This is a genomic window from Psychrobacillus sp. MER TA 171 (assembly GCF_023713305.1).
Lineage (GTDB): Bacteria > Bacillota > Bacilli > Bacillales_A > Planococcaceae > Psychrobacillus.
The window spans coordinates 12,673-37,892 of record NZ_JAMAWN010000005.1; the positions used below are offsets into that span (position 1 = coordinate 12,673).

The 25,220-nt window shown below is 37.3% G+C and carries 22 protein-coding genes, 2 pseudogenes and 1 other annotated feature; of the genes and pseudogenes, 21 read left to right on the plus strand and 3 right to left on the minus strand.

All coding sequences use genetic code 11. The annotated features are described in order from the left end of the window. Positions 1-135 precede the first annotated feature (135 nt). From citZ to M3627_RS06525, 7 genes are all read left to right on the plus strand, one after another. Positions 136-1,251 carry a citrate synthase gene (citZ, locus tag M3627_RS06495; protein WP_169360316.1) on the plus strand — a complete coding sequence of 372 codons (1,116 nt, stop codon included), beginning with the start codon at positions 136-138 and terminating at the stop codon, positions 1,249-1,251. Between the two features lie 81 nt (positions 1,252-1,332). Beyond that, positions 1,333-2,598: an NADP-dependent isocitrate dehydrogenase gene (gene icd / locus M3627_RS06500; RefSeq protein ID WP_251553363.1), complete on the plus strand. Its 1,266-nt coding sequence runs from the start codon at positions 1,333-1,335 to the stop codon at positions 2,596-2,598. A gap of 82 nt (positions 2,599-2,680) precedes the next feature. After that, positions 2,681-3,619 carry a malate dehydrogenase gene (gene mdh, locus M3627_RS06505; protein WP_169360314.1) on the plus strand — a complete coding sequence of 313 codons (939 nt, stop codon included), beginning with the start codon at positions 2,681-2,683 and terminating at the stop codon, positions 3,617-3,619. Positions 3,620-3,898: 279 nt separating this feature from the next. Further along, the gene (locus tag M3627_RS06510) at positions 3,899-4,330 is read left to right on the plus strand and encodes a MaoC/PaaZ C-terminal domain-containing protein (RefSeq protein WP_169360313.1); all 432 of its coding nucleotides are present in this window, start codon (positions 3,899-3,901) and stop codon (positions 4,328-4,330) included. A gap of 71 nt (positions 4,331-4,401) precedes the next feature. Next, positions 4,402-5,112 (plus strand): response regulator transcription factor, encoded by a 711-nt coding sequence (locus M3627_RS06515; RefSeq protein ID WP_169360330.1) that lies wholly within the window; start codon positions 4,402-4,404, stop codon positions 5,110-5,112. Beyond that, entirely contained in the window at positions 5,109-6,641 is a 1,533-nt protein-coding gene (pnpS, locus tag M3627_RS06520) for a two-component system histidine kinase PnpS (protein WP_251553364.1), read from the plus strand. The genes M3627_RS06515 and pnpS overlap by 4 nt, the downstream gene beginning before the upstream one ends. A 12-nt stretch (positions 6,642-6,653) precedes the next feature. After that, on the plus strand, positions 6,654-7,868 hold the full coding sequence (locus tag M3627_RS06525; protein ID WP_169360311.1) for a carboxylate--amine ligase: 1,215 nt from the start codon (positions 6,654-6,656) through the stop codon (positions 7,866-7,868). 717 nt (positions 7,869-8,585) lie between these two features. On the opposite strand, the pseudogene M3627_RS06530 reads toward M3627_RS06525, so the two are convergent. The 3 genes and pseudogenes from M3627_RS06530 to M3627_RS06535 all read right to left on the minus strand — a co-directional run. Then, positions 8,586-9,059 (minus strand): annotated as a pseudogene (locus tag M3627_RS06530) (5'-methylthioadenosine/S-adenosylhomocysteine nucleosidase family protein); the annotation flags it as partial. Between the two features lie 80 nt (positions 9,060-9,139). After that, positions 9,140-9,260, minus strand: a pseudogene (locus M3627_RS21180) (5'-methylthioadenosine/S-adenosylhomocysteine nucleosidase family protein); the annotation flags it as partial. Between the two features lie 152 nt (positions 9,261-9,412). Beyond that, entirely contained in the window at positions 9,413-9,910 is a 498-nt protein-coding gene (locus tag M3627_RS06535) for a kinase (RefSeq protein ID WP_251553366.1), read from the minus strand. Between the two features lie 216 nt (positions 9,911-10,126). Between M3627_RS06535 and hflK the strand changes: the two genes are divergently transcribed. From hflK to rplT, 14 genes are all read left to right on the plus strand, one after another. Then, the gene (gene hflK / locus M3627_RS06540; RefSeq protein WP_251553367.1) at positions 10,127-11,116 is read left to right on the plus strand and encodes an FtsH protease activity modulator HflK; all 990 of its coding nucleotides are present in this window, start codon (positions 10,127-10,129) and stop codon (positions 11,114-11,116) included. Further along, a complete protein-coding gene (gene hflC / locus M3627_RS06545; protein WP_251553368.1) occupies positions 11,116-12,087 on the plus strand; it encodes a protease modulator HflC in 972 nt (323 codons plus the stop codon). Before hflK ends, hflC begins: the two co-directional genes overlap by 1 nt. 517 nt (positions 12,088-12,604) lie before the next feature. Beyond that, positions 12,605-15,232, plus strand: a complete 2,628-nt coding sequence (gene polA, locus M3627_RS06550) for a DNA polymerase I (RefSeq protein ID WP_251553369.1) — start codon at positions 12,605-12,607, stop codon at positions 15,230-15,232. A gap of 12 nt (positions 15,233-15,244) precedes the next feature. Beyond that, the gene (gene mutM / locus M3627_RS06555; protein WP_251553370.1) at positions 15,245-16,120 is read left to right on the plus strand and encodes a bifunctional DNA-formamidopyrimidine glycosylase/DNA-(apurinic or apyrimidinic site) lyase; all 876 of its coding nucleotides are present in this window, start codon (positions 15,245-15,247) and stop codon (positions 16,118-16,120) included. Between the two features lie 13 nt (positions 16,121-16,133). Further along, the gene (gene coaE, locus M3627_RS06560; RefSeq protein ID WP_251553371.1) at positions 16,134-16,721 is read left to right on the plus strand and encodes a dephospho-CoA kinase; all 588 of its coding nucleotides are present in this window, start codon (positions 16,134-16,136) and stop codon (positions 16,719-16,721) included. A gap of 124 nt (positions 16,722-16,845) precedes the next feature. After that, positions 16,846-17,850, plus strand: a complete 1,005-nt coding sequence (locus M3627_RS06565) for a glyceraldehyde-3-phosphate dehydrogenase (RefSeq protein ID WP_169360303.1) — start codon at positions 16,846-16,848, stop codon at positions 17,848-17,850. A gap of 276 nt (positions 17,851-18,126) precedes the next feature. Next, the gene (gene speD / locus M3627_RS06570; protein ID WP_169360302.1) at positions 18,127-18,510 is read left to right on the plus strand and encodes an adenosylmethionine decarboxylase; all 384 of its coding nucleotides are present in this window, start codon (positions 18,127-18,129) and stop codon (positions 18,508-18,510) included. 118 nt (positions 18,511-18,628) lie between these two features. Continuing rightward, on the plus strand, positions 18,629-19,093 hold the full coding sequence (gene nrdR / locus M3627_RS06575; RefSeq protein ID WP_169360301.1) for a transcriptional regulator NrdR: 465 nt from the start codon (positions 18,629-18,631) through the stop codon (positions 19,091-19,093). Between the two features lie 30 nt (positions 19,094-19,123). Continuing rightward, complete coding sequence (locus M3627_RS06580) at positions 19,124-20,479, plus strand: replication initiation and membrane attachment family protein (protein WP_169360329.1); 1,356 nt, start codon at positions 19,124-19,126, stop codon at positions 20,477-20,479. 9 nt (positions 20,480-20,488) lie between these two features. Then, positions 20,489-21,430, plus strand: coding sequence for a primosomal protein DnaI (dnaI, locus tag M3627_RS06585; protein ID WP_169360300.1), 942 nt, complete (start codon positions 20,489-20,491; stop codon positions 21,428-21,430). Between the two features lie 50 nt (positions 21,431-21,480). Next, positions 21,481-21,707: a binding site (T-box leader), on the plus strand. 119 nt (positions 21,708-21,826) lie between these two features. Beyond that, positions 21,827-23,755, plus strand: a complete 1,929-nt coding sequence (gene thrS / locus M3627_RS06590) for a threonine--tRNA ligase (protein ID WP_251553372.1) — start codon at positions 21,827-21,829, stop codon at positions 23,753-23,755. Positions 23,756-24,054: 299 nt separating this feature from the next. Continuing rightward, positions 24,055-24,576, plus strand: a complete 522-nt coding sequence (gene infC / locus M3627_RS06595) for a translation initiation factor IF-3 (protein WP_251553479.1) — start codon at positions 24,055-24,057, stop codon at positions 24,574-24,576. 30 nt (positions 24,577-24,606) lie between these two features. Continuing rightward, complete coding sequence (gene rpmI / locus M3627_RS06600; RefSeq protein WP_053588661.1) at positions 24,607-24,807, plus strand: 50S ribosomal protein L35; 201 nt, start codon at positions 24,607-24,609, stop codon at positions 24,805-24,807. A 47-nt stretch (positions 24,808-24,854) separates the two neighbouring features. Next, positions 24,855-25,214 carry a 50S ribosomal protein L20 gene (gene rplT, locus M3627_RS06605; RefSeq protein WP_169360298.1) on the plus strand — a complete coding sequence of 120 codons (360 nt, stop codon included), beginning with the start codon at positions 24,855-24,857 and terminating at the stop codon, positions 25,212-25,214. Positions 25,215-25,220: the final 6 nt, after the last annotated feature.

Below are 25,220 nucleotides of genomic sequence, written 5' to 3' on the forward strand. Positions count from 1 at the left end.
TTTTCATTCACAAAATAGCCAAAATTGATTATAATACGAGAGTAAGCAATTTAAAGGTACATATTAAATACAGGTAAAACTCTATTTACGAGACAAGTAGATAATGCAGTTTTTCTGTAGAAGGGGAGATTACTAATGACGTCAACTCGTGGTTTAGAAGGAATCGTAGCGACACAGTCAGCAATAAGCTCTATTATTGATGACACCCTTACATACGTCGGCTATGATATTGATGATTTAACGAACAATGCAAGTTTTGAAGAGGTAGTTTACCTTTTATGGCATAAACGTCTGCCTAATGCTTCAGAACTAGCAGAGCTAAAACAGCAACTTGCTGATAACATGGCAGTACCTCAAGAAGTTTTAAATCATTTCAAAACATATCCTATTGATAAAGTTCATCCAATGACTGCTCTTAGAACAGCTGTATCTATGCTAGCATTATATGATGATTCTGCAGAGGATATGTCCGAGGAAGCAAACTACCTTAAAGCTATCCAGTTACAAGCTAAAATGTCTACTTTAGTAACTGCATTTTCTCGTGTACGTAAAGGATTAGAGCCAGTAGCTCCTAAATCTGATTTAGGCTACGCTGCAAACTTCTTATATATGCTATCTGGTGAAATGCCAGAAGAAATTGAAGTAGAAGCTTTTAACAAAGCATTAGTACTTCATGCAGACCATGAATTAAATGCATCAACATTCACTGCACGTGTTTGTGTAGCAACTCTTTCTGATATTTACTCAGGTGTTGTTTCAGCTATCGGTGCTCTTAAAGGGCCACTTCATGGTGGAGCAAACGAACAAGTAATGAAAATGTTAACTGAAATTGATACTCTTGAAAACGTAGATAGCTATGTTCAAGATAAATTAGACAACAAAGTGAAAATCATGGGCTTCGGTCACCGCGTTTATAGAAAAGGTGATCCTCGTGCAAAACACTTACGTGAAATGTCTAAAAAACTAACAGCTCTTCGCGGAGAGTCAAAATTATATGATATGTCTGTACGCATTGAAGAAATCGTAACTGGTCAAAAGAACTTACCACCAAATGTAGATTTCTATTCAGCATCTGTGTATCATTCATTAAATATTGATCATGATTTATTTACACCTATTTTTGCAGTTTCTCGTGTATCTGGATGGGTAGCTCATATTCTTGAGCAATATTCAGACAACCGCTTAATCCGTCCACGTGCAGAATACGTTGGACCTGGTATGCAAAAATACGTTCCAATCGAAGAACGATAATATCAATTGTTTGTAAAGATTAGGGCTAAAACACATGGTGTGTTATTGGCCCTATGATTATGATAGTAGGAGGAAATAATAATGACATCTGGTAAAATTACAGTAGAAAACGGTGTACTTAACGTACCAAACACAGCAATCATTCCATTTATCGAAGGTGACGGAACAGGTCCTGATATCTGGGCAGCAGCTTCACGCGTATTAGAATCTGCAGTAGAAAAAGCTTATAACGGCGAAAAGAAAATTGAATGGAAAGAAGTACTTGCAGGACAAAAAGCATTCGACCAAACTGGTGAATGGTTACCACAAGAAACTTTAGACGTAATCAATGAGTACTTAATCGCTATTAAAGGACCTTTAACAACACCAATCGGTGGAGGAATTCGTTCATTAAACGTAGCTCTACGTCAAGAATTAGACCTATACACTTGCCTACGTCCAGTTCGTTATTTCACTGGTGTACCATCTCCAGTTAAACGTCCTGAAGACACTGATATGGTTATTTTCCGTGAAAACACAGAAGATATCTATGCTGGTATTGAATATGCAAAAGGTACAGACAATGCTAAAAAACTAATCGAGTTCTTACAAACAGAATTCGGTGTTAAAAACATCCGTTTCCCAGAAACTTCAGGTATCGGTATTAAACCAATTTCTGAAGAAGGTACTAAACGTTTAGTGCGTGCTGCATTAAACTACATTATTAAAGAAGGTCGTACTTCTTTAACATTAGTACACAAAGGAAATATCATGAAGTTCACTGAAGGAGCTTTCAAAACTTGGGGCTATGAAGTGGCTGAACAAGAATTTGGTGACAAAGTATTCACTTGGAACCAATACGATCAAATTAAAGAAGAACAAGGTACTGAAGCAGCTGACAAAGCTCAATCGGATGCAATTGCAGCTGGTAAGATCCTAGTTAAGGATTCAATCGCTGATATCTTCTTACAACAAATCTTAACTCGTCCAAAAGAGTTCGATGTAGTTGCTACTATGAACTTAAATGGAGATTATATCTCTGATGCACTTGCTGCACAAGTTGGTGGTATCGGTATCGCTCCTGGAGCTAACATCAACTACGTAACTGGACATGCTATTTTTGAAGCTACTCACGGTACAGCTCCAAAATATGCTGGTTTAGATAAAGTTAACCCATCTTCAGTAATCCTTTCAGGTGTATTAATGCTTGAACACCTTGGCTGGAACGAAGCTGCTAAACTTATCATGGATTCCATGGAAAAAACAATTGAATCTAAAGTAGTAACTTACGACTTTGCTCGTCTAATGGATGGCGCTAAAGAAGTTAAATGTTCAGAGTTTGCTGACGAATTGATTAAAAATCTTTAATCGGAAGTTATGAAATTTGGTTTAACGAGAGAGAGGATTAATTCCTCTCTTTTCCAATTTTGGACAAAAGGAGAGTTACGACATGACAATGAAACGTAATAAAATCTCAGTTATCGGTAGCGGGTTTACAGGTGCTACTACAGCGTTCCTATTGGCACAAAAAGAGTTGGGAGATATCGTATTAGTGGATATACCACAAGCTGAAAACCCTACTAAAGGCAAAGCTTTGGATATGGCGGAAGCTGGACCAGTTCAAGGATTCGATGCTAATATCATTGGTACTTCTAATTACGAGGATACGAAGAATTCGGATTTAGTAATTATTACTGCAGGTATTGCACGTAAGCCTGGCATGAGCCGTGACGATTTAGTTCAGACAAACCAAAAAGTAATGAAGGCTGTTACTGGAGAAATTATAAAATATTCTCCAAACACAACGATTTTAGTATTAACCAACCCAGTTGACGCAATGACATACACTGTCTTTAAGGAATCCGGTCTACCGAAGGAAAGAGTGATCGGTCAATCGGGAGTTTTAGATACTGCCCGTTTCCGTACATTTGTTGCACAGGAATTAAACCTATCTGTTAAAGACGTAACTGGTTTTGTTCTTGGAGGTCATGGCGATGACATGGTTCCACTTGTAAGATACTCATATGCTGGCGGCATACCTTTAGAAAAACTAATGGATAAAGATCGCCTGGAGGCTATTGTGGATCGAACTCGTAAAGGTGGAGCAGAAATTGTTAACCTTTTAGGCAATGGTTCTGCATACTATGCACCGGCTGCTTCACTTGTAGAAATGGCAGAGGCTATCCTAAAGGATCAAAAACGTGTTCTTCCATCCATTGCATACTTAGAAGGGGAATATGGTATGGAAGGTATTTACCTTGGAGTTCCAACCGTTCTAGGAGCAGGTGGCATTGAGAAGATTATAGAACTTGATCTGACGGAAGAAGAAAAAAATCTGTTAAGTAAATCTGCTGATGCAGTAAAAGCAGTAATGAAGGTTTTAGCTTAATAGTCTGATCTAATGAGTGAGATTAATTTCTCACTCATTTTTTGTTATGCAGTTAAACTTAGTCAGTTTAACAAATGGCGCATTCTCAATTAATAAGAAACACTTTTTGTTTAATGGACGAAACCTAATGCAACATTTCCTTCAGAGGAACGTCTGTTGAAAAGAGTGTATTCAGCCATACGTGAATATAGTAGTATCGTTTGTTGCGTTCCTCTAATAATTATTGATAAGATATAGGTAACTTAAATGTAGGGAGTTGAAACATAATTGCTAGGGAGAATGTCTAGAATCGGAAAGAGTATACAAGATTTAATCATCGGGGAAAAACTGTCTATCACAGAGAAAATCGAGGATAAAGATATACTACTATACTTAGGATTGACAAATGATAACAATCCTCTTTATATTCAACATGATTTTGCTTCCAAAACAGAATATGAAAAACCAATTGTACCTACGATTATGTTGACTGGTATTGTAACTTCTGCAATATCCAAATATCTTCCTGGTCCAGGTTCTCATGTTTATAGGCAAGAGATTACGTTTCCTGTACCTGCGTACCATTATTCCTTAATAACATTTACGTTTGTAATTACCGATATTAATGTACATAAAAATGAAGTTAGTATAGAAGTTGAAGGCCGTAACGAGGAAAAGGAAACAGTTTTACAAGGTAAGTTTCTTGTAGCTCCTCCCACTTTACAACCTTAACATACTATAATAAGTATCGGTTTAGTTGGCTGATTTGGAATGGGGGTTTCAAATCGACTATGGAGGCTAGGATAATGAAAAAAGTATTAGTAGTAGATGATGAAAGTTCGATTGTAACTTTATTGAAATATAATTTAGAGGAAGCTGGTTTTCAAGTTATTACTGCTGCTGATGGGCGTGAAGGCTTGAATTATGCTGTGGAGGAAAAGCCAGATGTAATCGTTCTGGACTGGATGTTACCGTATCTAGATGGTATGGAAGTGTGTAAGGAGCTAAGGCTAAGAAAGATACAAACACCAATAATCATGCTGACAGCCAAAGGGGAAGAGTTTGATAAAGTACTTGGACTCGAACTAGGAGCAGATGACTATATGACAAAGCCATTTAGCCCTCGAGAGGTTACTGCGAGAGTAAAGGCGATGATTCGTAGAAGTGTATTAACATCCGAGCATCAAAAGAAAAATGCGGATGACAACTATACCTTTGGCGGTTTAAAAATATTTCCTGATCGCTTTGAAGTTCTTTTGAATGACCAGCCCTTAGAATTTACCCCAAAAGAATTTGAGCTGCTAGTGTATTTAATTGAAAACAAAAATAGAGTGTTAACTCGTGATCAGCTGTTAAGCTCAGTATGGAATTACGATTTTGCGGGTGATACTAGGATTGTAGATGTTCACATTAGTCATCTTAGAGATAAAATTGAAGAAAATAGCCGTAAGCCTATGTATATTAAAACCATTAGAGGGCTTGGATACAAGTTTGAGGAGCCAAAGTCAATATGAGTTTTCACAATAGAATATTTCGTATTTATTCTATTTTAATCGGACTAATTCTACTTGGAGTCGGTTTAGTATTGGCTCAAATATTTCCTATTTTTATCGAGCGTACTACTAGTACGAGTATTGATGGGAAAATTGAGGATATCGAAAGTTATATAAGTACAACAAATATCACTTCCGAGGAAAGACAAGAAATCATTAATCATTTAAATGCTTCTTTGTTAGAAGAAGATGTGAATTTTATTCAAATGAATTTATGGATTGCATTAGCGTTTATCCTTATATTAGCTTATCTAATTGCTTTAATCATTAGCTTTAATATAATGAAAAGATACTCGCAGCCAGTTGAGCACTTAACGGAAACTGCAATGGAGCTAGCTAGAGGAAATTATCGAATACGAGCTTTTGAGGATGGTTTTTCAGGAATGTCCAAGCTTACAAATTCGATTAATATATTAGCTAGAAATCTTCAGGATATATCTATCATGCGTGAAACCGAAAAAGAACGATTAAAAACGCTCATTGAGAATATGGGAAGCGGATTAATCATGATAGACCGCAGCGGAGTAGTGAGTATAGTCAATCGCTCGTTTCTTAACCAGTTGCAGCTAAGCTTTGAACAAGTAGACGGAAAACAATTTCGTAAAATTGGATTACCCGAACAAATAGAAACGTTTATAGAAAAGCTGTTTTTGACGGAAATGCTAAGCAAGGAACAAATTGAAATACAGCGTAATTTAAGTACATACCACCTCGTAGCATACGGTGCCCCTGTAATTGGGGAGCATGGAAGATGGCTTGGGATTGTCGTAGTATTTCATGATGTCACTGAATTGATCAAACTGGAGCAGGTAAGAAAAGACTTTGTTGCGAATGTTTCACACGAATTAAAAACTCCTGTGACTTCCATTAAAGGATTTTCTGAAACCCTTTTATATGGTGCCTATAAAAAAGAAGATACGTTATTATCATTTTTAGAAATCATATACAAGGAAAGCAATCGTCTTCAAATGCTTATTAATGATTTATTAGACCTATCAACAGTAGAACAAGCAGGGTATGAAATTAAGTTAAGTAAAGTAAGACTATATGATGTACTCATGCAAAGCATGGAAATGACTAATCATTTATTGGAAGAAAAAAATATGGAATTAACTCTAACCTTAGATGAGAAGGTAGAGGTACTGGGAGATTCCAACCGAATTATGCAAATTATGATGAATTTATTGACCAATGCTATTACCTACTCATCCGAAAATACCTTCATCACGGTGAATATAGGAAAAGACAAAAAATATGGTTACTTTACAATTAAGGACCAAGGAATTGGTATTAAGGAAGAAGAGGTAGAACGCATATTTGAACGTTTTTATCGAGTGGACCGTGCAAGAAGTCGTAATTCAGGTGGTACAGGATTAGGCTTGGCAATCGTCAAGCATATCGTAGAAGCTCATCATGGTTTAATAAAAGTTGAAAGTGAGATTGGAAAAGGTACAGCTTTTACTGTGTATATTCCACTCACGAAAAGTTAATGGAGGTCCATCATGAATAATCAACCCTTTATCCCTATTATAATTGGGACAGATATGAACGCATACAATATGTCCATTTCCTTTCACGAGGAGTATGGTATTAAACCAATTTTAGTAGGTAAAGAAGAAATGTCCTTCACTAAATTAAGCAGTGTCATTGAACATATTGAAATACACTCAAACTTATGGGACCAATCTGCTTTCGTATCCGTTTTGACAGAAGTAGCAAAAAAATATAAAACAGCAGATAAGCAGTTACTATTAATCGGCACAAATGATTTTTATGTTCGTTTAATCATTGAGAATGCAGACGTTTTAAAAGAAATGTATGTGTTTAACTATATGACCGAGGATCTTATGAACAACCTTTTAGTAAAATCGAACTTTTATAAGCTTTGTGAAGAGCATGGAATCGACACACCTAAAACATATTTCTACTCATGCTCTAAAAAACAACCTTTTACTGAAGAGGTGCTTTTCCCGTTAATCATTAAGCCTAGTAACGGCGTAGAATATTATAAGCATAAATTTGCTGGTCAACAAAAAGTATATCGAGTAGAGTCTCAGCAAGAATTAGATGAAGTTATTCGCAAAGTAAATGAGAGCGGCTATAAGGAAGATTTGATCATCCAGGATTATATTCCTGGAGACGATACTTACATGTGGGATTCTGTATTTTATGTTAGCTCAAAAGGGCAGGCACAGCTAAGTACACTTGCTCAAGTAGTTTTACAAGAGCATACAGTGACTGCAATAGGAAATTATACTGCTCTTATTACTCGTTACGATGAAGAGTTAATGAAAAAACTTCAACACTTCTTAGAGGCAGTTGGATACGTTGGCTTTGCTAACTTCGACTTAAAATACGATGAGCGAGACGGAAAATATAAAGTTTTTGAAGTAAATATTAGACAAGGTAGATCAAGCTATTATGTAACTGCACTGGGACATAACATGGCACGATATATTGTGGATGACGTTATTTATAACAAAGAAAAGCCTTTGACGCTATTAAATGAACATTACCTATTTACGGTTGTTCCTAAAATAGTGTTGAAGAAATTTGTGGATAATCTATCTATCCAGCAGGAAATTCGTTTGCTGTTAGGGGAAGGTAAGTGGGGTAACCCGTTGTTTTATAAAGGGGACAAGCATTTCAAACGTAAGTTATATTTGATGGCTCGTCAGGTGAATTATTATAAAAAGTACAAAAATAATCAGTGGTAAGTAAATTTTTACAAGAAATTCACATGCCATTTACATTGCTTTGATAGAGTTTAGGTAGACCCCCTTTTCCAAATGAAATACTTTAAAAGGCTAGCATTTATTGCTGGCCTTTTAATTATGGCTATGGATTTCAGTCTAGTACTAGGTTTAAATGAAAAGTAGGAGGTAGTGAGGCAGATTTCCGCTCTAGGCGGACGCTTTCCGTGGGGTGAGCGATAAGCCATCACCCATCGCTAACGCGCGTGGTTGTGATGTCTTATCTGTCTCACTCATCCCACAGGAGTCGCTGCCTGCCGCTACAATCATAGGAGGGGTGTCCCAAAAGAAAAGATTATAAATTGCTTGCTACAAACATTATCTTTAAGCTTACTTTAATTTCATCTATTAAAATGCTCCTCATTTGAACAAGCAACTTCACCAAAATTATCAAAGTATATCTAACACACGATTATAAAATGAAAGATAAAACAGGAAACAAAACAAGTAAGATTACCATGCTTTGTGCGAAAGTTGCTAAAATATCCTTTTTCCAAGTGTTATTTTTGGGATATCGATTGTTCAATCTTTGAAAGATGAGTAGGAAACCCCACCAAATGAATAAGTTTATTAAGAACTGACTGATGTTATCATAGAGCATAAATCTCCCTCCAAACTAACCTGCCAATTTATTTAAATACGTTTCCCTTGCAAAGAAGTTTTAAGAAACTTGAAATTTATTTAAATAAATCTTTTTAAATAGTTTCCAAATATTTTGTTCATAACCTTGGGTGTGTTTTCTAAATAAACATTAATTTGTTCTATGTTCGATTGGAGTTTATCAGTGTTACTTTCATCTGTTGGAAAATCAGATATTCCTTTAATAATAATACATTCAACATCATTCTTCTTACAGATATAAGCAATTGCACTCGCTTCTGTATCGGCTATTGTTATTTCGTTTTCTTTAAGTTCTAAATAGTCCTCCCACATAACTACTGCTTTATCAGCAGTGCCAATTGTTCCTGTATAAAAATCATCTCCTCCATATCTAGATAAATCAATATCGACTATGAAGGATTGTTTAATAAATGGCTCAATTTCTTTTACTGTACAATCATATTGAACGGCTTTATTGGGTACAAAAATATCCAAATTACTGTACCTCTCATCTATTCCTGCGCATGTTCCGGCAACGATCACTTTAGTTAAAGATACTGAACTTGTTTTTTATAGTACAGGTGTAAGAAAAGTAAATGGTGTTGGTGGCAATCAGTATATGATTTCTAAATTTGATTTAATTGTTCTTATGAAATAATCACCGTATGGGTAACTGAAACGTTCGTTATTTTTTATGCTAAAGTATTCCAAGGTCGCTTCGTATTCCCACTTCGTTGCAATGCTTATTCCGATCATATTTATCACCCTACAAATAAAATTTGTCACTATATAATGTCTCTACACGGTTTAGATTAACTATTGATCTATATAGGCACAACAACTTTTGAAATGATATATGGCTTATCTCTCAATATATCCATACATGAACTGTAGCAAATCATCTCTAATTATTTTTGCAAATGATTTAAAATTGATTTCATCACCGAGTCTTGAGACATACCGGTCGTTAGTATTGTCTCGCCATCCGTTCCAAGTGAATCGTTCGGAGTCCACCAATTTCGTAACGAATCTTCCCCAAATTTCGACTTTTTCGAACGTATGTTATGGCGTTTTACTGTTTCCTCAAATGGTATATCAAAATAATAGATATATGCTTTCCCATTGTAAAAATCTATTAGGTTATGAAGCATTTCACCATACCTTTTTTTACTCAAGATTCCTTCTAATATAACAAATTCACATTTATCTTTACCGTATTCAGTGATGTGCTGTATCAAATCCACCGAGAGATTGCCTTTTTGATCATGAATGTTCAGCATATTTCGTCGAACATCATCCTGAGAAACTAAAAGCGTCCCACTTCCCAAATGGTTTTGAAGTATTTTGGCAGTTGTAGTTTTTCCACTCCCAGAGTTTCCTCTAATAATAATTAATTTAGATTCCATATGATCCCCTTGATTGTTTAAAAAATTTTACTATATATTAAATTCCATCCATAATGGATTATTCCTTCTTTAACTTAACCTAATTATTTCTAATACCGCTCTACAAAAACACCCCTTATCTAAGCCGAGCCAAAAAGAAATAGTCAGTTTTGAAATTTTTGAAACTTTCCTTCATCAGGTCCGTAAAGTAACTATACATAGAGAAGGGGGAAAAATATGAGTACAAAAAGATTGTTAACTATTATCGCTGTATCTATTGTTGGCATTGTTCTTCTATCCGCAGTATTTACATCTTGGTATACAGTAGATGAATCCGAACAAGCAATAGTGATTACATTTGGAGATGCAAGCGATCCAATAACAGAATCAGGGTTGAAATTTAAGTTTCCTTGGCCAATACAGAAGGTAGAAAAGCTATCAAAAGAAACCTTCAGTTTACAGTTTGGTTATAAGCAAGACGCGAATGGGGAAATCACTTCTTATGACAAGGATACTAAAATGATTACTGGAGACGACAATATCGTTTTAACAGACTTGGTTGTTCAGTATAAAATCACAGATCCTAAAGCGTACTTGTTTAATTCTGAAAATCCAAAGGAAATGTTACATGATGCAACCTCAGCATCTATTCGTTCAGTAATCGGAAATTCGAAAATTGATGATGCTTTAACTTCAGGTAAGGCTCAAATTGAAGCAGATACAAATGAGTTGCTTGCTTCATTGATTAATAAATATGAAATTGGTATTACTGTGTTGACGGTAAAGCTACAAGACGTAGAGCTTCCGAATGCAGAAGTTAGGGCTGCGTTTACAGCGGTAACGGATGCGGAAGAAACTAAAAATACAAAAGTAAACCAGGCAGAAAAATATGTAAATGAAAAGGTTAGTGTAGCTGAAGGTGAAGTGGATGCTATTAAATCAGAGGCTATAGGCTACCAAACAGCACGTATTGAACAGGCAAGAGGAGATGTTGCCTTATTTGATAAGCTATATGCCGAATATCGAAATAATAAGGAAATCACTAGACAGCGATTAGTGATGGAAACATTGGAAGCTGTTTTGCCTAATGCTAAAATTTATATAATGAATGATGAAGGTGGGACGATGAAGTATTTACCACTTCAACAAATAGAGTCCTCTAAACAAAGTGCACCACCGCCTAGCACTACTACTGAGAAAAAGCCTGAAGAAGGGAGTGGACAATAATGTCAGATAACAATAACCCTTTTGCAAATTTAGAGTCTAAGTTTAAAGCTGTGCCTAACAAACCTAAAAAAGAAAAGACTCCCATTGATTATAAAAAGCATACTAAATCGTTCATTTCAATTTTTGTAGTCTTTGTACTTGCAGTAATTGCCCTCGCTAATATATATGTAGTCAAGGAGGGGGAATATAGAGTTATTCGTCAGTTCGGTGAGATTAAAAGTATTAAAGATTCTCCTGGCCTGCATATGAAAATACCATTTATACAAAGTGTAACGACCATACCAAAATACCAAATGAATCATAATTTATCTGAGGCAGAGATCAATACAATGGATAAGCGACGTATAATTATCGATAATTATGCAGTTTGGAGAGTAGTCAATCCAAAGGACATGATTTCTAATGCAGGTAACATAGTGAATGCAAGCTCGCGTATGGAGGAATTTATTTATTCAGTAGTGCGTTCAGAGCTTGGTCAATTAAATTATAGTGAAATCATTAATGATGAAAATTCATCGCGTGGTAGTTTAAATGACCAGATTACTAAAGAAGTAAATGAACTTCTATCTAAAGATAAATATGGAATAGAAGTAGTAGATGTCCGTATTAAAAGAACCGACCTGCCAGAAGAAAATGAGCAGTCTGTATATAACGAGATGATTTCCGATCGTGAAAGTGTTGCTCAAAAGTTTTTGTCTACTGGTGATGCTGATAAGAGAAGAATTGAAGCGGAAACGGATAGTACAGTTACGAAAATGATAGCAGAAGCTAAAAAAGAAGCTGCTCTTCTAAGAGCTGAAGGGGATGCGGAGGCTGCAAGAATTTATAATACGAGCTTTTCAAAGGACCCTGAATTCTATTCTTTATATAGAACGTTAGAATCCTATAAGAAGACTATCGGTGAAGATACGATGATTGTTATTCCGTCCGATTCACCTTATGCCAATATCCTTTCTGGATACTTAGAATAGTATATGAATCGTCATTCCCCTTACTGTCGTGGTAAGATATAGGGAATGACGATTTTATTTTATTTAATAAAAAAGCTTTGTTAAAGTTATTGGTTGATTTAGAATAACAATTTTTTTATTGTGACTATAAACATGCGCACAGGAACTTTCAAATGGCTATTAAGAACATAAATAGATGATGAAATTGGGATTGGTGACAGTTTTTCTGCTTTATTTATGCGAGTAAATTTTTTAGCGATCAATGCTAAAGCTGTTCCCATTTATTGATTGGAGCGCCAGACGGCGACTCCTACGGGATGAGTGAGACAGATAAGACACCACAACCACGCGCGCTAGCGATGGGTGGTGGCTTATCGCTCACCCCGAGGAAAGCGTCCGGCTGGGGCGGAAATCAATTCTACTCTCTGATCTAAGATTTCTTTGGATTATAAATCAACCCTAACCTTTAACATCGCCAATAAAAAATATTTTAAATACTAGTAAATGTAAAACAATATAACTAAGGAGTGAATGATTCATGTCATCTGAAAAAATTCTATTATTAGATGGGAATAGTTTAGCTTATCGTGCATTCTTTGCCCTTCCTTTATTAACAAATGAACATGGAATACATACAAATGCTGTTTACGGCTTTACGATGATGCTTCAAAAAATAATGGATGAAGAGAATCCTACACATATGCTCGTGGCATTTGATGCAGGGAAAACTACCTTCCGCCATTCAACTTTTGAAGAATATAAGGGAGGGAGACAGAAAACTCCACCCGAGCTTTCAGAGCAATTTCCATATTTACGCAAGCTTATAGATGCTTATGGTATTAAACGATATGAGCTGGAAATGTATGAGGCAGATGATATTATAGGGACGCTAAGTCGACAGGCTGAAAAGAAGGGACAGCAGGTTGTCATTGTGTCAGGAGACAAGGATTTAACTCAGCTAGCTACAGATTCGACTACTGTGTATATTACGAGAAAAGGAATTACAGACATAGAGAAATATACACCCGAGCACGTTCAAGAAAAATACGGACTTACACCACTTCAAATCATCGATATGAAGGGATTAATGGGGGATTCCTCTGATAATATCCCGGGAGTTCCAGGCGTTGGTGAAAAAACAGCCATTAAACTTTTAAAAGAGCATGGATCTGTTGAGCAACTATATCAAGCACTCGATTCAGTTAGTGGTGCTAAGCTAAAGGAAAAGCTTATAGCCAATGAGGAACAGGCGAAAATGAGCAAGGAGCTTGCAACTATTGAAATAAACGCTCCTATCGATGTGTCACTTGAGGATATCACTTATAGTGGTCCAAACATGGATGACGTCATTTCCATATGGAAGGAGCTATCCTTTAAAACTTTATTGGAAAAAACGGAGTATGTGGCAGAGGAGCATTCTACCACGGAAACGACTTTTGAAATTGTAGAGAACGTGAACTCTAGTTTCTTAGTAGATGAAATGTCTCTGCACTTAGAACTATATGATGAACAGTACCATAGAGCGGATTTATTGGGCATTGCGTTGTCAGATGGGGAAACATCTTATTTTATCCCTGGAGAAACAGCTTTCCAATCAAAAGAATTTTGTGCTTGGCTAGAGGATGAGTCCAAAACAAAATATGTGGTGGATTCAAAAGCAACGCAAGCAGTAAGCAGAAAACATGGAGTAAGCATTGCTGGGGTGGAGTTTGACCTAACACTGGCAGCCTATATAGATAATGCATCCTTGTCAGCAGATGATGTGGCAACGATCGGTAAAGAATATGGTTATTACAACGTGTTAAGCAATGAGCAGATTTACGGAAAAGGAGCCAAAAAGTCTGTTCCCGAGCAAGAGAAGCTTGCGGAGCATGCCACTAGAAAGGCACTGGCTTTATGGCATTTAAAACCTATACTTGAAAAGAAATTAAAAGAAAATGAACAATTTAAGCTATACAAGGAGCTGGAATTACCACTAGCATCTATTCTAGGGACAATGGAATCAGATGGAGTAAAGGTGGATAAGCAAGTACTTGTTGAAATGGGCCATGATTTAGAAATCAAGCTAAAGCAAATTGAAGGGGATATCCATGCTTTAGCAGGAGAAGCCTTTAATATTAACTCACCAAAGCAGCTTGGCGTCATTCTTTTTGAAAAGCTTGGGCTGCCACCTATTAAGAAAACAAAGACTGGCTATTCTACAGCAGCTGATGTATTAGAGAAACTAGCTAGTGAGCATGAAATCATTGAACAAATTTTAATGTACCGTCAATTAGGAAAGTTAAATTCAACCTATATCGAAGGACTTTTAAAAGAGATCCATGAGGATGATGGGAAAATTCATACTAGGTATCAGCAGGCGCTTACAACAACTGGACGTTTAAGCTCTATCAACCCTAACCTACAAAACATTCCAATCCGTCTTGAGGAAGGTAGAAAAATTCGTAAAGCGTTTGTACCAAGTAATCCTGAATGGGTTATGTTTGCAGCCGATTATTCTCAAATAGAGCTACGAGTGCTTGCCCATATGGCAGAGGATGCAAACCTGATGGAAGCCTTTAAGAATAATATGGACATCCATACTAAAACAGCTATGGATGTATTCCATGTCGAGGCTGACGCTGTTGATTCTAATATGCGCCGAGCAGCAAAAGCAGTTAACTTTGGTATCGTTTATGGAATTAGTGATTACGGTCTATCTCAAAGCTTAGATATTACTCGTAAAGAAGCTGCTATTTTTATCGAGAAGTATTTGAAAAGCTTCCCTGGAGTAAAGGAATATATGGATGACAGTATTCAAACAGCTAAGCAAAAAGGCTTCGTTACGACCATTTTGAATCGCAGAAGATATTTGCCGGAAATAACTAGCTCTAATTTTAATTTGAGAAGCTTCGCTGAACGCACAGCTATGAATACACCTATACAAGGAAGCGCAGCAGATATCATTAAAAAAGCGATGATTGATATGGCGGCAAGACTTAAAAAAGAAAACATGCAAACCAAGATGCTTCTTCAAGTACATGATGAGCTAATATTCGAGGCTCCTCCAGAAGAGATTGCACTGCTCGAGAAGATCGTTCCTGAGGTAATGGAGTCTGCGATTGAGCTAAACGTTCCTCTTAAAGTGGAGTATGCGTTTGGATCATCTTGGTACGATACAAAGTAAGGAGTTTTATGTATGCCAGAATTACCAGAGGTGGAAGGCGTTGTTCGAGGACTTCAGCCTGTTGTCACAGGTAAATTGATTCAATCAGTGGATGTTTCTCCAACCATCATAAAATCAAAGCAAGTCGGAAAGGAAGCTATTATCAAGGGAGCAGACGTGGAGTCATTCCAGGCTGCTCTTCCTGGTATGGTGATCGCTCGAATTGAACGGCGCTCGAAATATATTTATTTTCATTTGAAAAACCAAAACGGAGAACCATTTCTACTCGTTTCGCATTTGGGCATGTCAGGTGCTTGGTTCTATGTAAGGACCTTGGATGACATCTTAGAGGAAAAGTTTAAAAAGCATAGTCATGTTACTCTTCATTTTGAAGAAGGAGATATGCTTGTATATGCGGACATACGTCGCTTTGGCGAGCTACGTCTGCTAGAAAGTGAAGCAGACTACCCACCTTTACTTTTGATGGCTCCCGAGCCTTTTGACGATGGAGCATTAGAGCATTTTCTACAGATGAGTCTCTTGCCGCGCTATGAAAACAAAGCTATCAAGGAATTCATCATGGATGGTCATGTCGTTTCAGGCTGTGGCAACATATATGCCACAGAGGCATTATTTAATCTTAGAATACATCCTGCACGGACAGTAAAAAGAATAAGTAAAGCAAGAAAAATTCAACTGTTTCAGGAAATAGTGAAAGTACTGTTAGACAGCATTGAAAATGGTGGAAGTACTATTTCAGATTATCGTTCTATTAATGGTGGAGCAGGAACGATGCAGCATAGATTACAAATGTATAGCAAAAAAAGCTGCCCAATCTGTGGGAAAGCTACCAAGCAAAAAACAATAGCTGGCCGAACATCTACCTATTGTGGTTCGTGCCAAAAGTAACGGAGGATTCATCATGATCATTGGATTGACTGGAAGTATCGCTAGCGGCAAAAGTACGGTGTCAAATATGCTGAAGGAAATGGGATATCCCATTATTGATGCAGATCTTGTAGCAAGAATCGTTGTGGAAAAAGGAGCAGATGCTCTTCAGGCAATAACGGAGGTTTTTGGAGACGAGATACTTAATGCGGATGGTGAACTAAATCGTCCGAAGCTAGGTGAAATAATTTTTTCTTCACCCGCCCAAAGAAAGCAGCTGAATGATATTATGCATCCAGCCATTCGAGCGGAAATGATGAGACAAAAAGAGGAAATGTTACTAGCAGGTCATCCGGTTATTATAATGGATATCCCATTGCTTTTTGAAAGTAAGCTACAATCTTACGTGGATAAAATTATTGTCGTTACTGTGTCAGAAGAAACTCAACTGAACAGGCTAATGGCTAGAAATAATTATTCCAAAGAGGAAGCAAAAGCAAGAATTCAATCTCAGTTGCCTTTGTCTATTAAGGAGAAAGGCGCAGATGCTGTCATTTATAATAACGGCACTTTGGAGTCAACTAGGGAGCAGCTAGAAAAAATTCTTAGAGCTTGGAAGTAATAATTATTTGAAAATAACGAATTTAAAAACAGGGTATTTTAAGGCTACATAATTCTAAAATTGTGTTATACTAATGCATGAATATAAAAGAAAAAGTATCACACGTTATAGGAGGACTTATTATATGTCAGCTTCAATTGCAATCAATGGTTTTGGAAGAATCGGAAGAATGGTATTTCGCCAAGCGATCGTACAAGAGGAACTTAATGTAGTAGCTATTAATGCTAGATACCCATTAGAAACTTTAGCTCACCTAATAAGATATGATTCTACACATGGAACTTTCTCTGGAGAAATTGAGATTGGGGATAATGCTCTAATCGTAAATGGTAAACATGTACAGATCGTCAACGAGCGTGAGCCAGAAAAGCTTCCATGGAAAGAATTGAATGTAGATATCGTAATTGAATCTACTGGTAAATTTAATGATGGAGAAAAAGCTTCTGGTCATATAAAAGCTGGGGCTAAGAAGGTTGTTATTACAGCGCCTGCCAAAAATGAGGACGCAACGATTGTCATTGGTGTAAACGATGAAAAGCTAGACGTAGTAAATCACCAAATCATCTCAAATGCAAGCTGTACAACTAATTGTTTGGCACCAGTAGTAAAAGTATTGAACGATGCCTTTGGTATTGAAAACGGTTTAATGACTACAGTTCATGCCTATACAAATGACCAAAATAATTTAGATAATCCCCATAAAGATTTAAGACGTGCGCGTTCATGTGGGCAATCTATTATTCCTACTTCGACCGGTGCAGCGAAAGCCCTTTCACTTGTATTGCCAGAGCTAGAAGGAAAGATTCATGGAATGGCTTTACGCGTTCCTACTCCTAATGTTTCTTTAGTAGATTTAGTTGTGGATGTTCAACAAGAAGTGACAGCGGAAGAAGTAAATGCTGCGTTCCAAAAAGCAGCAGAGGGCTCTATGAAGGGCATTTTGGGAATTACGCATGAGCCATTGGTTTCGATTGATTTCAATACAACTACTAATTCTAGTACTGTAGATGGACTGACTACTATGGTAATGGGTAAAACAAAAGTTAAAGTACTTGCTTGGTATGATAATGAATGGGGTTATTCTGCAAGAGTGGTAGACTTAGCTAAAAAAGTTGCAAGTGGATTGTAATATCGGAATAACTTATTACTTAATTTAATTGAGTCTGACATTATGCTTTACTAATGAATATTTTTTCCTAATATTAACATAATACCTACCTCTTTCTAGTATTACTAGAAAGAGGTTTTTTTATATTGCACTATTAGTTAAAATGTTTTATAATGGAAATCGTGTACTTCTAGTACATAGACTACTTAAAGGGTTAGGACCTCTTAGGACTAACTTTCCCCCGTGGTAGTCAACTTTGATGTTAAAAATAAAACTTATCAAAGGGGGAAACGGACATTGGAGACAATGGGACGTCACATTATTGCAGAACTATGGGAGTGCGATTTCGACAAACTTAACGATATGCAATTTATCGAACAAACATTTGTTGATGCTGCACTAAAATCAGGTGCAGAAGTTAGAGAAGTTGCATTTCACAAATTTGCACCACAAGGTGTAAGTGGAGTCGTTATAATTTCCGAGTCGCATCTAACGATTCACAGCTTTCCAGAGCACGGTTATGCAAGCATTGATGTGTATACTTGTGGTGATTTAGATCCATCAATCGCGGCTAACTATATTGCAGATGCTCTTAATGCTGGAACACGCGAAACGCTCGAAATGCCACGTGGAATGGGTCCAGTCAAGGCACCCAAAGAACGCATGACAGTTCAAGTGTAATGAAACATGAACAAAACTGAGTGAGCAGAGGAATTTATTCCTCTGCTTTTTCGATTTTATGAGGAAAAGTTGTTATAATAGGTATACAAAATTAAAGCAAACGTTTAGGAGAGGTTCTATGAAATGCCCAGCATGCCAATTTAATGGCACTAAAGTGGTCGATTCCAGACCGATAGATGATAATAAGGCAATTAGAAGAAGGAGAGAGTGTGAGGATTGTGGGTTTCGCTTCACGACCTTTGAAAAGGTAGAGGAAACTCCTTTAATTGTCGTAAAGAAAGATGGATCTCGTGAAGAATTCAGCCGAGAGAAAATATTGCGAGGGCTAATACGTGCATGTGAGAAGAGACCTGTTGCACTTGACCAATTAGAGGAAGTTGTGTTTTATATTGAAAAGGAACTAAGAAGAACAGGTAACTCTGAAGTTAAATCAGAGGAAGTTGGCGAAAAGGTCATGGACAAGCTTGCTGAGATTGATGAGGTTGCCTATGTAAGATTCGCTTCCGTATATCGCCAGTTTAAAGACATAAATGTTTTCATTGATGAGTTAAAGGAAATCTTAAAAAAGAATCCTTCATTATAAGCAATTATTTAAGGAGTAGGTAAACAAGTGATGTTATATAAGGAGCTACACTCGACAGATACATATATGATTCGCTTGCCGTATTCTTTTTCTGATTATGATCGTCAGCTGCTAACGTTATTTTATCAGCCACTAGTCGGAGCAGAAAGCATGAGCCTTTATTTGACGTTATGGGCTGATGGAGAAATGCAAAGTGAAAACCAATGGACACATTATCATTTATTAAATGTTCTTGGCTTATCATTGGGAAAAGTTTTTCAAGCGAGAATAGCATTAGAAGCAATTGGTCTGCTGCGCACTTGGCAAAAGCCCAATGGAGATGGACGCAGCTTCTGCTATGAACTTGAAGCTCCTCTAGATGCGGAATCTTTTCTAAAGGATCCTTTGTTATCCATGTTCCTACTAAACAAAATTGGGGAAAGTGCATATAAACAGCTTAGAAGCCGTTACATTCAAACGTCTAACTGGCAACATGAGTATACAGACGTCTCAAGAACCTTTGTGGATGTTTTTAAACCAACTACTAAAACAGGTTTACCTGCATCAACGGAAGAAAATTTCCAGTCAAAGACACGAAATAGTTCTGTACCTTTCTATTACGAGGATTTCGATTTCTCCTTGCTGCAAGATGGCCTATCTGAGCAACTAGTTCCGAAGTCTGCCATGACAACAGAAGCTAAGGAAGTAATTGCAAAGCTTGCATTTTTGTATAATCTATCGCCAGTAGAAATGCAAAAGGTCGTTATTCTAGCTTTGGATGATGAACTTCGTCTTTCGGATGCTAGATTGAAAAAAGCTTGTGCAGAGTATTATAAGCTAACGGTCTCTCGCACTGCCCCAGTTATTCAAAAAATAGAACCAGCTTCGAAAGTAGTACAAACAGACGAAAAGAAACTAACCAAAGAAGAAGAGCTGATTCAATATTTGGAAACGACTGCTCCTGCAAAGGTCTTGAAGGATATTGCTAATGGGAAAGAACCTATACTTGCAGACGTTCAGTTAGCCAATTATTTTGTCACGCATTATAAAATGCCGATCGGGGTAGTTAATGTTCTGTTACAGTATGTGCTTCTTCGTACAGACATGAAGCTGACGAAGAATTATGCTGAAAAGATTGCTTCTCACTGGATGCGTAAGGACGTTAAGACAGCTAAGGAAGCTATGGAATTAGCAAGAAACGAGCACGAGCAGTACATGAAATGGAAAAGCGAAGGATCTAAGCAAAAGACATATTCGAAAAAACCGACTAGAGAAGAAAAGGTGCCAGATTGGTTTTATAAAAAAGATGACGAGTTAAAGCGTACAGGAAAAGAAACGAATGGCATACAAGATATAGATGCTGAAAGACAAAAGCTATTAGAAGAACTAGGAATGATGAAAAGGTAGGTGAAGGAAATGGAACGGATTAATGAAACGCTCAAAAGAGTAGTCACTCCTGAATTTACTTCTCGATTGGATGAGCTGCAGCAGGAAGTATTAGAGGAACCAAATATACAAGCATTTATAGAGGAAAACTCAGATGAAATATCTAAACAGGTAATCAATCGGAGCTTGAGTAAGTTATATGAATATAAATCACAGTCTCATGATTGCAAGGGCTGTCCTTCCTTAGACGAATGTGCGAATTTTATGAAGGGCTATGAGCCGAAGCTAGTGTTAGACCGAAGCCTAATAGATGTTGAGTATGTAAGGTGTAAACGAGGGGTTATAGAGGATGAGCGTAAAAAAGTGACCTCTATGATAGACAGTATTCATATGCCTAAAGAGGTGATGGAGGCTAGTCTCTCAAGCTTAGACTTACAAGATGATAGTCGTGTTGTAGCAGTTCGAGCTGCTAAGGACTTCTTAAATGAATGGGAAAGAACAAATAAATTACCTGCAAAAGGACTTTATATTTACGGAAAGTTTGGAGTCGGTAAGTCCTACTTATTGGGCGCACTAGCAAACGAACTAGCAGCTAGACATATTCATTCAGTAGTTGTATACGTCCCTGAATTTCTTCGCGAAATGAAACAGGCTATACAAGATCAATCTCTTCCTGAAAAAGTAGAGTTTGTAAAAAAAGCACCTGTGCTTATGCTAGACGATATTGGTGCAGAAACAATGTCTAGCTGGACGCGTGATGAAATTATAGGAACTATTCTCCACTACAGGATGTCAGAACAGCTTCCAACCTTTATGTCTTCTAACTTTAACTATGATGAATTACAGCATCATCTTTCTTATACTCAACGAGGAGAAAAAGAGGTAGTAAAAGCAGGACGTATTATGGAACGGATCAAAGCGCTGACTATCCCAGTTGCTCTTCAAGGGAAGAACTGGAGAGAGCATAAATAACTACTTGCAAATGCTAAAGTCGTGGCGTATAATCATTTTCATAAGAACAAGTAGATGCGTTGAAGAGGATAATAATCAGTTTGTACGACTTTTTAGAGAGAGAAGCCTTGGCTGAAAGCTTCTTAAGTACCGGCAATCGATTTACCACCTCCGAGCAGCAGCTGTGAAATTGTAGTAGCAGCTTGCCGGTCACCGGTCCGTTAACCGATGCAAAGCTTCGTCTATATTCGTATAGATAGAAGAAGGGTGGAACCACGATTTAAACCTCGTCCCTTTACCGGGACGGGGTTTTTTATTTTGTCTAAAATAATCGTCTTACCTAAACCAGCTAATCTGCTCAAGGGAAGAGCGATTTTAGGCTGATACTTAATCCAAAATTATTAAGGAGTGTTCAAAGTGGCAGATGTTATTAAGTTACAATTTCCAGATGGAGCAGTAAAAGAGTTTCCTTCATCAACAACTACAGAAGAAATAGCACAATCTATTAGTCCAGGGCTTCGAAAAAAAGCTTTAGCAGGTAAATTAAGCGGTCAGCTGATCGATCTTAAAACACCGATTACTGAGGATGGAGAGATTGCGATTATTACTCCTGAGTCAGATGAAGCGTTAGAAATTCTGCGTCATAGTTCAGCTCACTTACTGGCACAAGCTGTAAAGCGTCTATTTAAAGATGTTAAGCTAGGAATTGGACCAGTCATTGAAAATGGTTTCTACTATGATATTGACTCACCAGAACCAATAACAGCTGATGACTTACCTTTAATAGAAAAAGAAATGAAAAAAATTATTAATGAAAACATCGAAATTATTCGTCATGACGTTTCTCGTGAAGAAGCTTTTGAAAAGTTTCAGGATGATGAGTATAAAGTAGAGCTGCTTGAAGCGATACCAGCTGGAGAACAAGTTTCGATTTACGAGCAAGGAGATTTCTTTGACCTTTGCCGTGGTGTTCATGTTCCTTCTACAGGAAAGCTAAAAGAGTTTAAACTGCTAAGCATTGCAGGAGCATATTGGAGAGGTAACAGTGACAATAAAATGCTTCAACGTATTTACGGAACTGCCTTCTTTAAAAAAGAGGACCTTCAAGCGCATCTTAAAATGTTGGAAGAGGCAAAAGAACGTGACCATCGTAAAATTGGTAAGGAGCTAGAGCTTTTCACTAACTCTTTAAAGGTTGGACAAGGTTTACCTCTATGGTTACCAAACGGTGCAACTATCCGACGCGTAATTGAGCGTTATATCGTAGACAAGGAGCTAAAGCTTGGTTACAAACACGTTTACACACCAGTTTTAGGGTCTAAAGAACTTTATGAGACATCAGGACATTGGGAGCATTACCAAGACTCTATGTTCCCTCCTATGGAGATGGATAACGAAACACTAGTATTACGTCCAATGAACTGTCCTCACCATATGATGATATTCAAAAACGGTATGCATTCTTATCGTAACCTTCCTCTACGAATCGCGGAGCTAGGAACAATGCACCGCTATGAAATGTCTGGAGCAGTATCAGGACTTCAACGTGTACGTGGGATGACGTTGAACGATGCCCATTTATTTGTACGTCCAGATCAAATTAAATTGGAATTCCAAAAGGTTGTTGAATTAATCATCTCTGTCTATAAAGACTTTGACTTGAAAGATTACTCATTCCGTTTATCTTACAGAGATCCTAACAATAAAGAAAAGTACTTTGATGATGATGTAATGTGGGAAAAAGCTCAAAGCATGCTAAAAGAAGCTATGGATGAATTAGGATTAGATTATATTGAAGCAGAAGACGAAGCTGCATTCTACGGTCCAAAACTAGATGTTCAAGTAAAAACTGCTATTGGTAAGGAAGAAACATTATCAACAGTTCAATTAGACTTCTTACTACCAGAGCGCTTTGATCTAACATATGTAGGGGAAGATGGAAAACCACATCGTCCTGTCGTTATTCACCGTGGAGTAGTTTCTACTATGGAACGTTTTGTTGCATTCCTAATAGAAGAATACAAAGGAGCTTTCCCGACTTGGTTGGCACCAGTGCAAGTTGAGATTATTCCAGTTTCTAATGAAGTACATTTCGAGTATGCTAAGCAAATTGAAGAGCAATTAGTTGCAGCTGGGTTCCGTGTAGAAATGGATGACCGTGAAGAAAAGCTTGGCTACAAGATTCGCGAAGCACAAATGCAAAAGATTCCTTATATGCTAGTGCTAGGAGATAAAGAGTTAGAATCAGGTAATGTAAACGTTCGTAAATATGGAGAGCAAAAATCCGAAAGTATTCCGTTCGACGAATTTTTAGCTCGTCTGCAAGAAGAAGTAGCACATAATTAATTATATAATTATATTGTTGACAAATAGTTTTGTGGATGGTATAGTTATTTAGGTTATTGAATACAAGTTTGTGGTATAAGAAGAGGCTGCCCGCTTCTCACCTGCTCGACACATTGGTTGTTGACTGGTAAGCACACGATCGACTGTAATATGTAGTTGCTACATATTTCTCATATCGGCGGGCAGACATTAACAGATGTCTGCTCGCTTTTTTATTGGATCGAAAACGGCGTGACTGATTCGTTTCTACGGAATTTATGCCCAAACCATGTATTCGCGACACTATCTGGAGGTGGATCATTATTAGCAAAGACATGTATGTGAACGATGGCATTCGAGCACGCGAACTACGCGTTATTGATCAAAATGGTGATCAATTAGGTTTAAAAACACGTAACGAAGCACTTGAAATAGCAGGTCGTGTAAATTTGGATCTTGTCCTTGTGGCTCCTCAAGCCAAGCCACCGGTCGCTCGTATCATGGACTATGGTAAATTCAAATTTGAGCAGCAAAAGAAAGATCGTGAAGTTCGTAAAAATCAAAAAGTTATCGTAATGAAAGAGGTTCGCTTGAGCCCGACTATCGATGAGCATGATTTCCAAACGAAATTGAAAAACGCGATCAAGTTCCTTGAAAAAGGAGACAAAGTGAAAGCATCTATTCGCTTTAAAGGTCGTGCCATTACTCATAAAGAGATCGGACAACGAGTTTTAGATAGATTTGCAGAAGCTTGTGCGGAAGTATCCACTATCGAGTCAAAACCGAAAATGGACGGCCGCAGTATGTTCTTGGTGCTTGCACCGAAGAACGAAAAACAGTAATAGAGTACAATTGTTTAGGAGGAATTCGACATGCCGAAAATGAAAACTCACCGTGGAGCTGCAAAGCGTTTCAAAAAAACGGGTACAGGTAAATTAAAACATGACCGTGCTTTTGGAAGCCACTTATTCGCTAACAAATCTACTAAAGCTAAACGTAAACTACGTAAAACTAAAGTAGCTTCTTCAGGCGATTACAAACGTATCAAAACTTTACTTACTTACATGAAATAATTTAAACGAAATCAAATTATTCGAAAGAATAGCAGGAGGTAATGAACATGCCACGCGTAAAAGGCGGAACAGTGACGCGCAAGCGTCGTAAAAAGGTATTAAAATTAGCTAAAGGTTATTACGGTTCTAAACATACATTATATAAAGTAGCAAACCAACAGGTTATGAAATCTTTAATGTATGCATACCGTGACCGTCGTCAAAAGAAACGTGAATTCCGTAAACTATGGATCACACGTATCAATGCGGCAGCTCGTATGAACGGACTTTCTTACAGCCGTTTAATGCACGGATTGAAATTAGCTGAAATCGAAGTAAACCGTAAAATGTTAGCTGAATTAGCAGTAACTGATGCAGCAGCATTTACACAAATCGCTGATTTAGCTAAAAAAGCAATCAACAAATAAGTTACA

Coding starts and splice junctions, on each gene's coding strand:
- mutM (WP_251553370.1), top strand. CDS start 15,245: ATGCCAGAATTACCAGAGGTGGAAGGCGTTGTTCGAGGACTTCAGCCT.
- icd (WP_251553363.1), top strand. CDS start 1,333: ATGACATCTGGTAAAATTACAGTAGAAAACGGTGTACTTAACGTACCA.
- hflK (WP_251553367.1), top strand. CDS start 10,127: ATGAGTACAAAAAGATTGTTAACTATTATCGCTGTATCTATTGTTGGC.
- M3627_RS06510 (WP_169360313.1), top strand. CDS start 3,899: ATGTCTAGAATCGGAAAGAGTATACAAGATTTAATCATCGGGGAAAAA.
- dnaI (WP_169360300.1), top strand. CDS start 20,489: ATGGAACGGATTAATGAAACGCTCAAAAGAGTAGTCACTCCTGAATTT.
- M3627_RS06565 (WP_169360303.1), top strand. CDS start 16,846: ATGTCAGCTTCAATTGCAATCAATGGTTTTGGAAGAATCGGAAGAATG.
- M3627_RS06580 (WP_169360329.1), top strand. CDS start 19,124: ATGTTATATAAGGAGCTACACTCGACAGATACATATATGATTCGCTTG.
- hflC (WP_251553368.1), top strand. CDS start 11,116: ATGTCAGATAACAATAACCCTTTTGCAAATTTAGAGTCTAAGTTTAAA.
- nrdR (WP_169360301.1), top strand. CDS start 18,629: ATGAAATGCCCAGCATGCCAATTTAATGGCACTAAAGTGGTCGATTCC.
- rplT (WP_169360298.1), top strand. CDS start 24,855: ATGCCACGCGTAAAAGGCGGAACAGTGACGCGCAAGCGTCGTAAAAAG.
- M3627_RS06525 (WP_169360311.1), top strand. CDS start 6,654: ATGAATAATCAACCCTTTATCCCTATTATAATTGGGACAGATATGAAC.
- M3627_RS06535 (WP_251553366.1), bottom strand. CDS start 9,910: ATGGAATCTAAATTAATTATTATTAGAGGAAACTCTGGGAGTGGAAAA.
- mdh (WP_169360314.1), top strand. CDS start 2,681: ATGACAATGAAACGTAATAAAATCTCAGTTATCGGTAGCGGGTTTACA.
- polA (WP_251553369.1), top strand. CDS start 12,605: ATGTCATCTGAAAAAATTCTATTATTAGATGGGAATAGTTTAGCTTAT.
- rpmI (WP_053588661.1), top strand. CDS start 24,607: ATGCCGAAAATGAAAACTCACCGTGGAGCTGCAAAGCGTTTCAAAAAA.
- citZ (WP_169360316.1), top strand. CDS start 136: ATGACGTCAACTCGTGGTTTAGAAGGAATCGTAGCGACACAGTCAGCA.
- coaE (WP_251553371.1), top strand. CDS start 16,134: ATGATCATTGGATTGACTGGAAGTATCGCTAGCGGCAAAAGTACGGTG.
- pnpS (WP_251553364.1), top strand. CDS start 5,109: ATGAGTTTTCACAATAGAATATTTCGTATTTATTCTATTTTAATCGGA.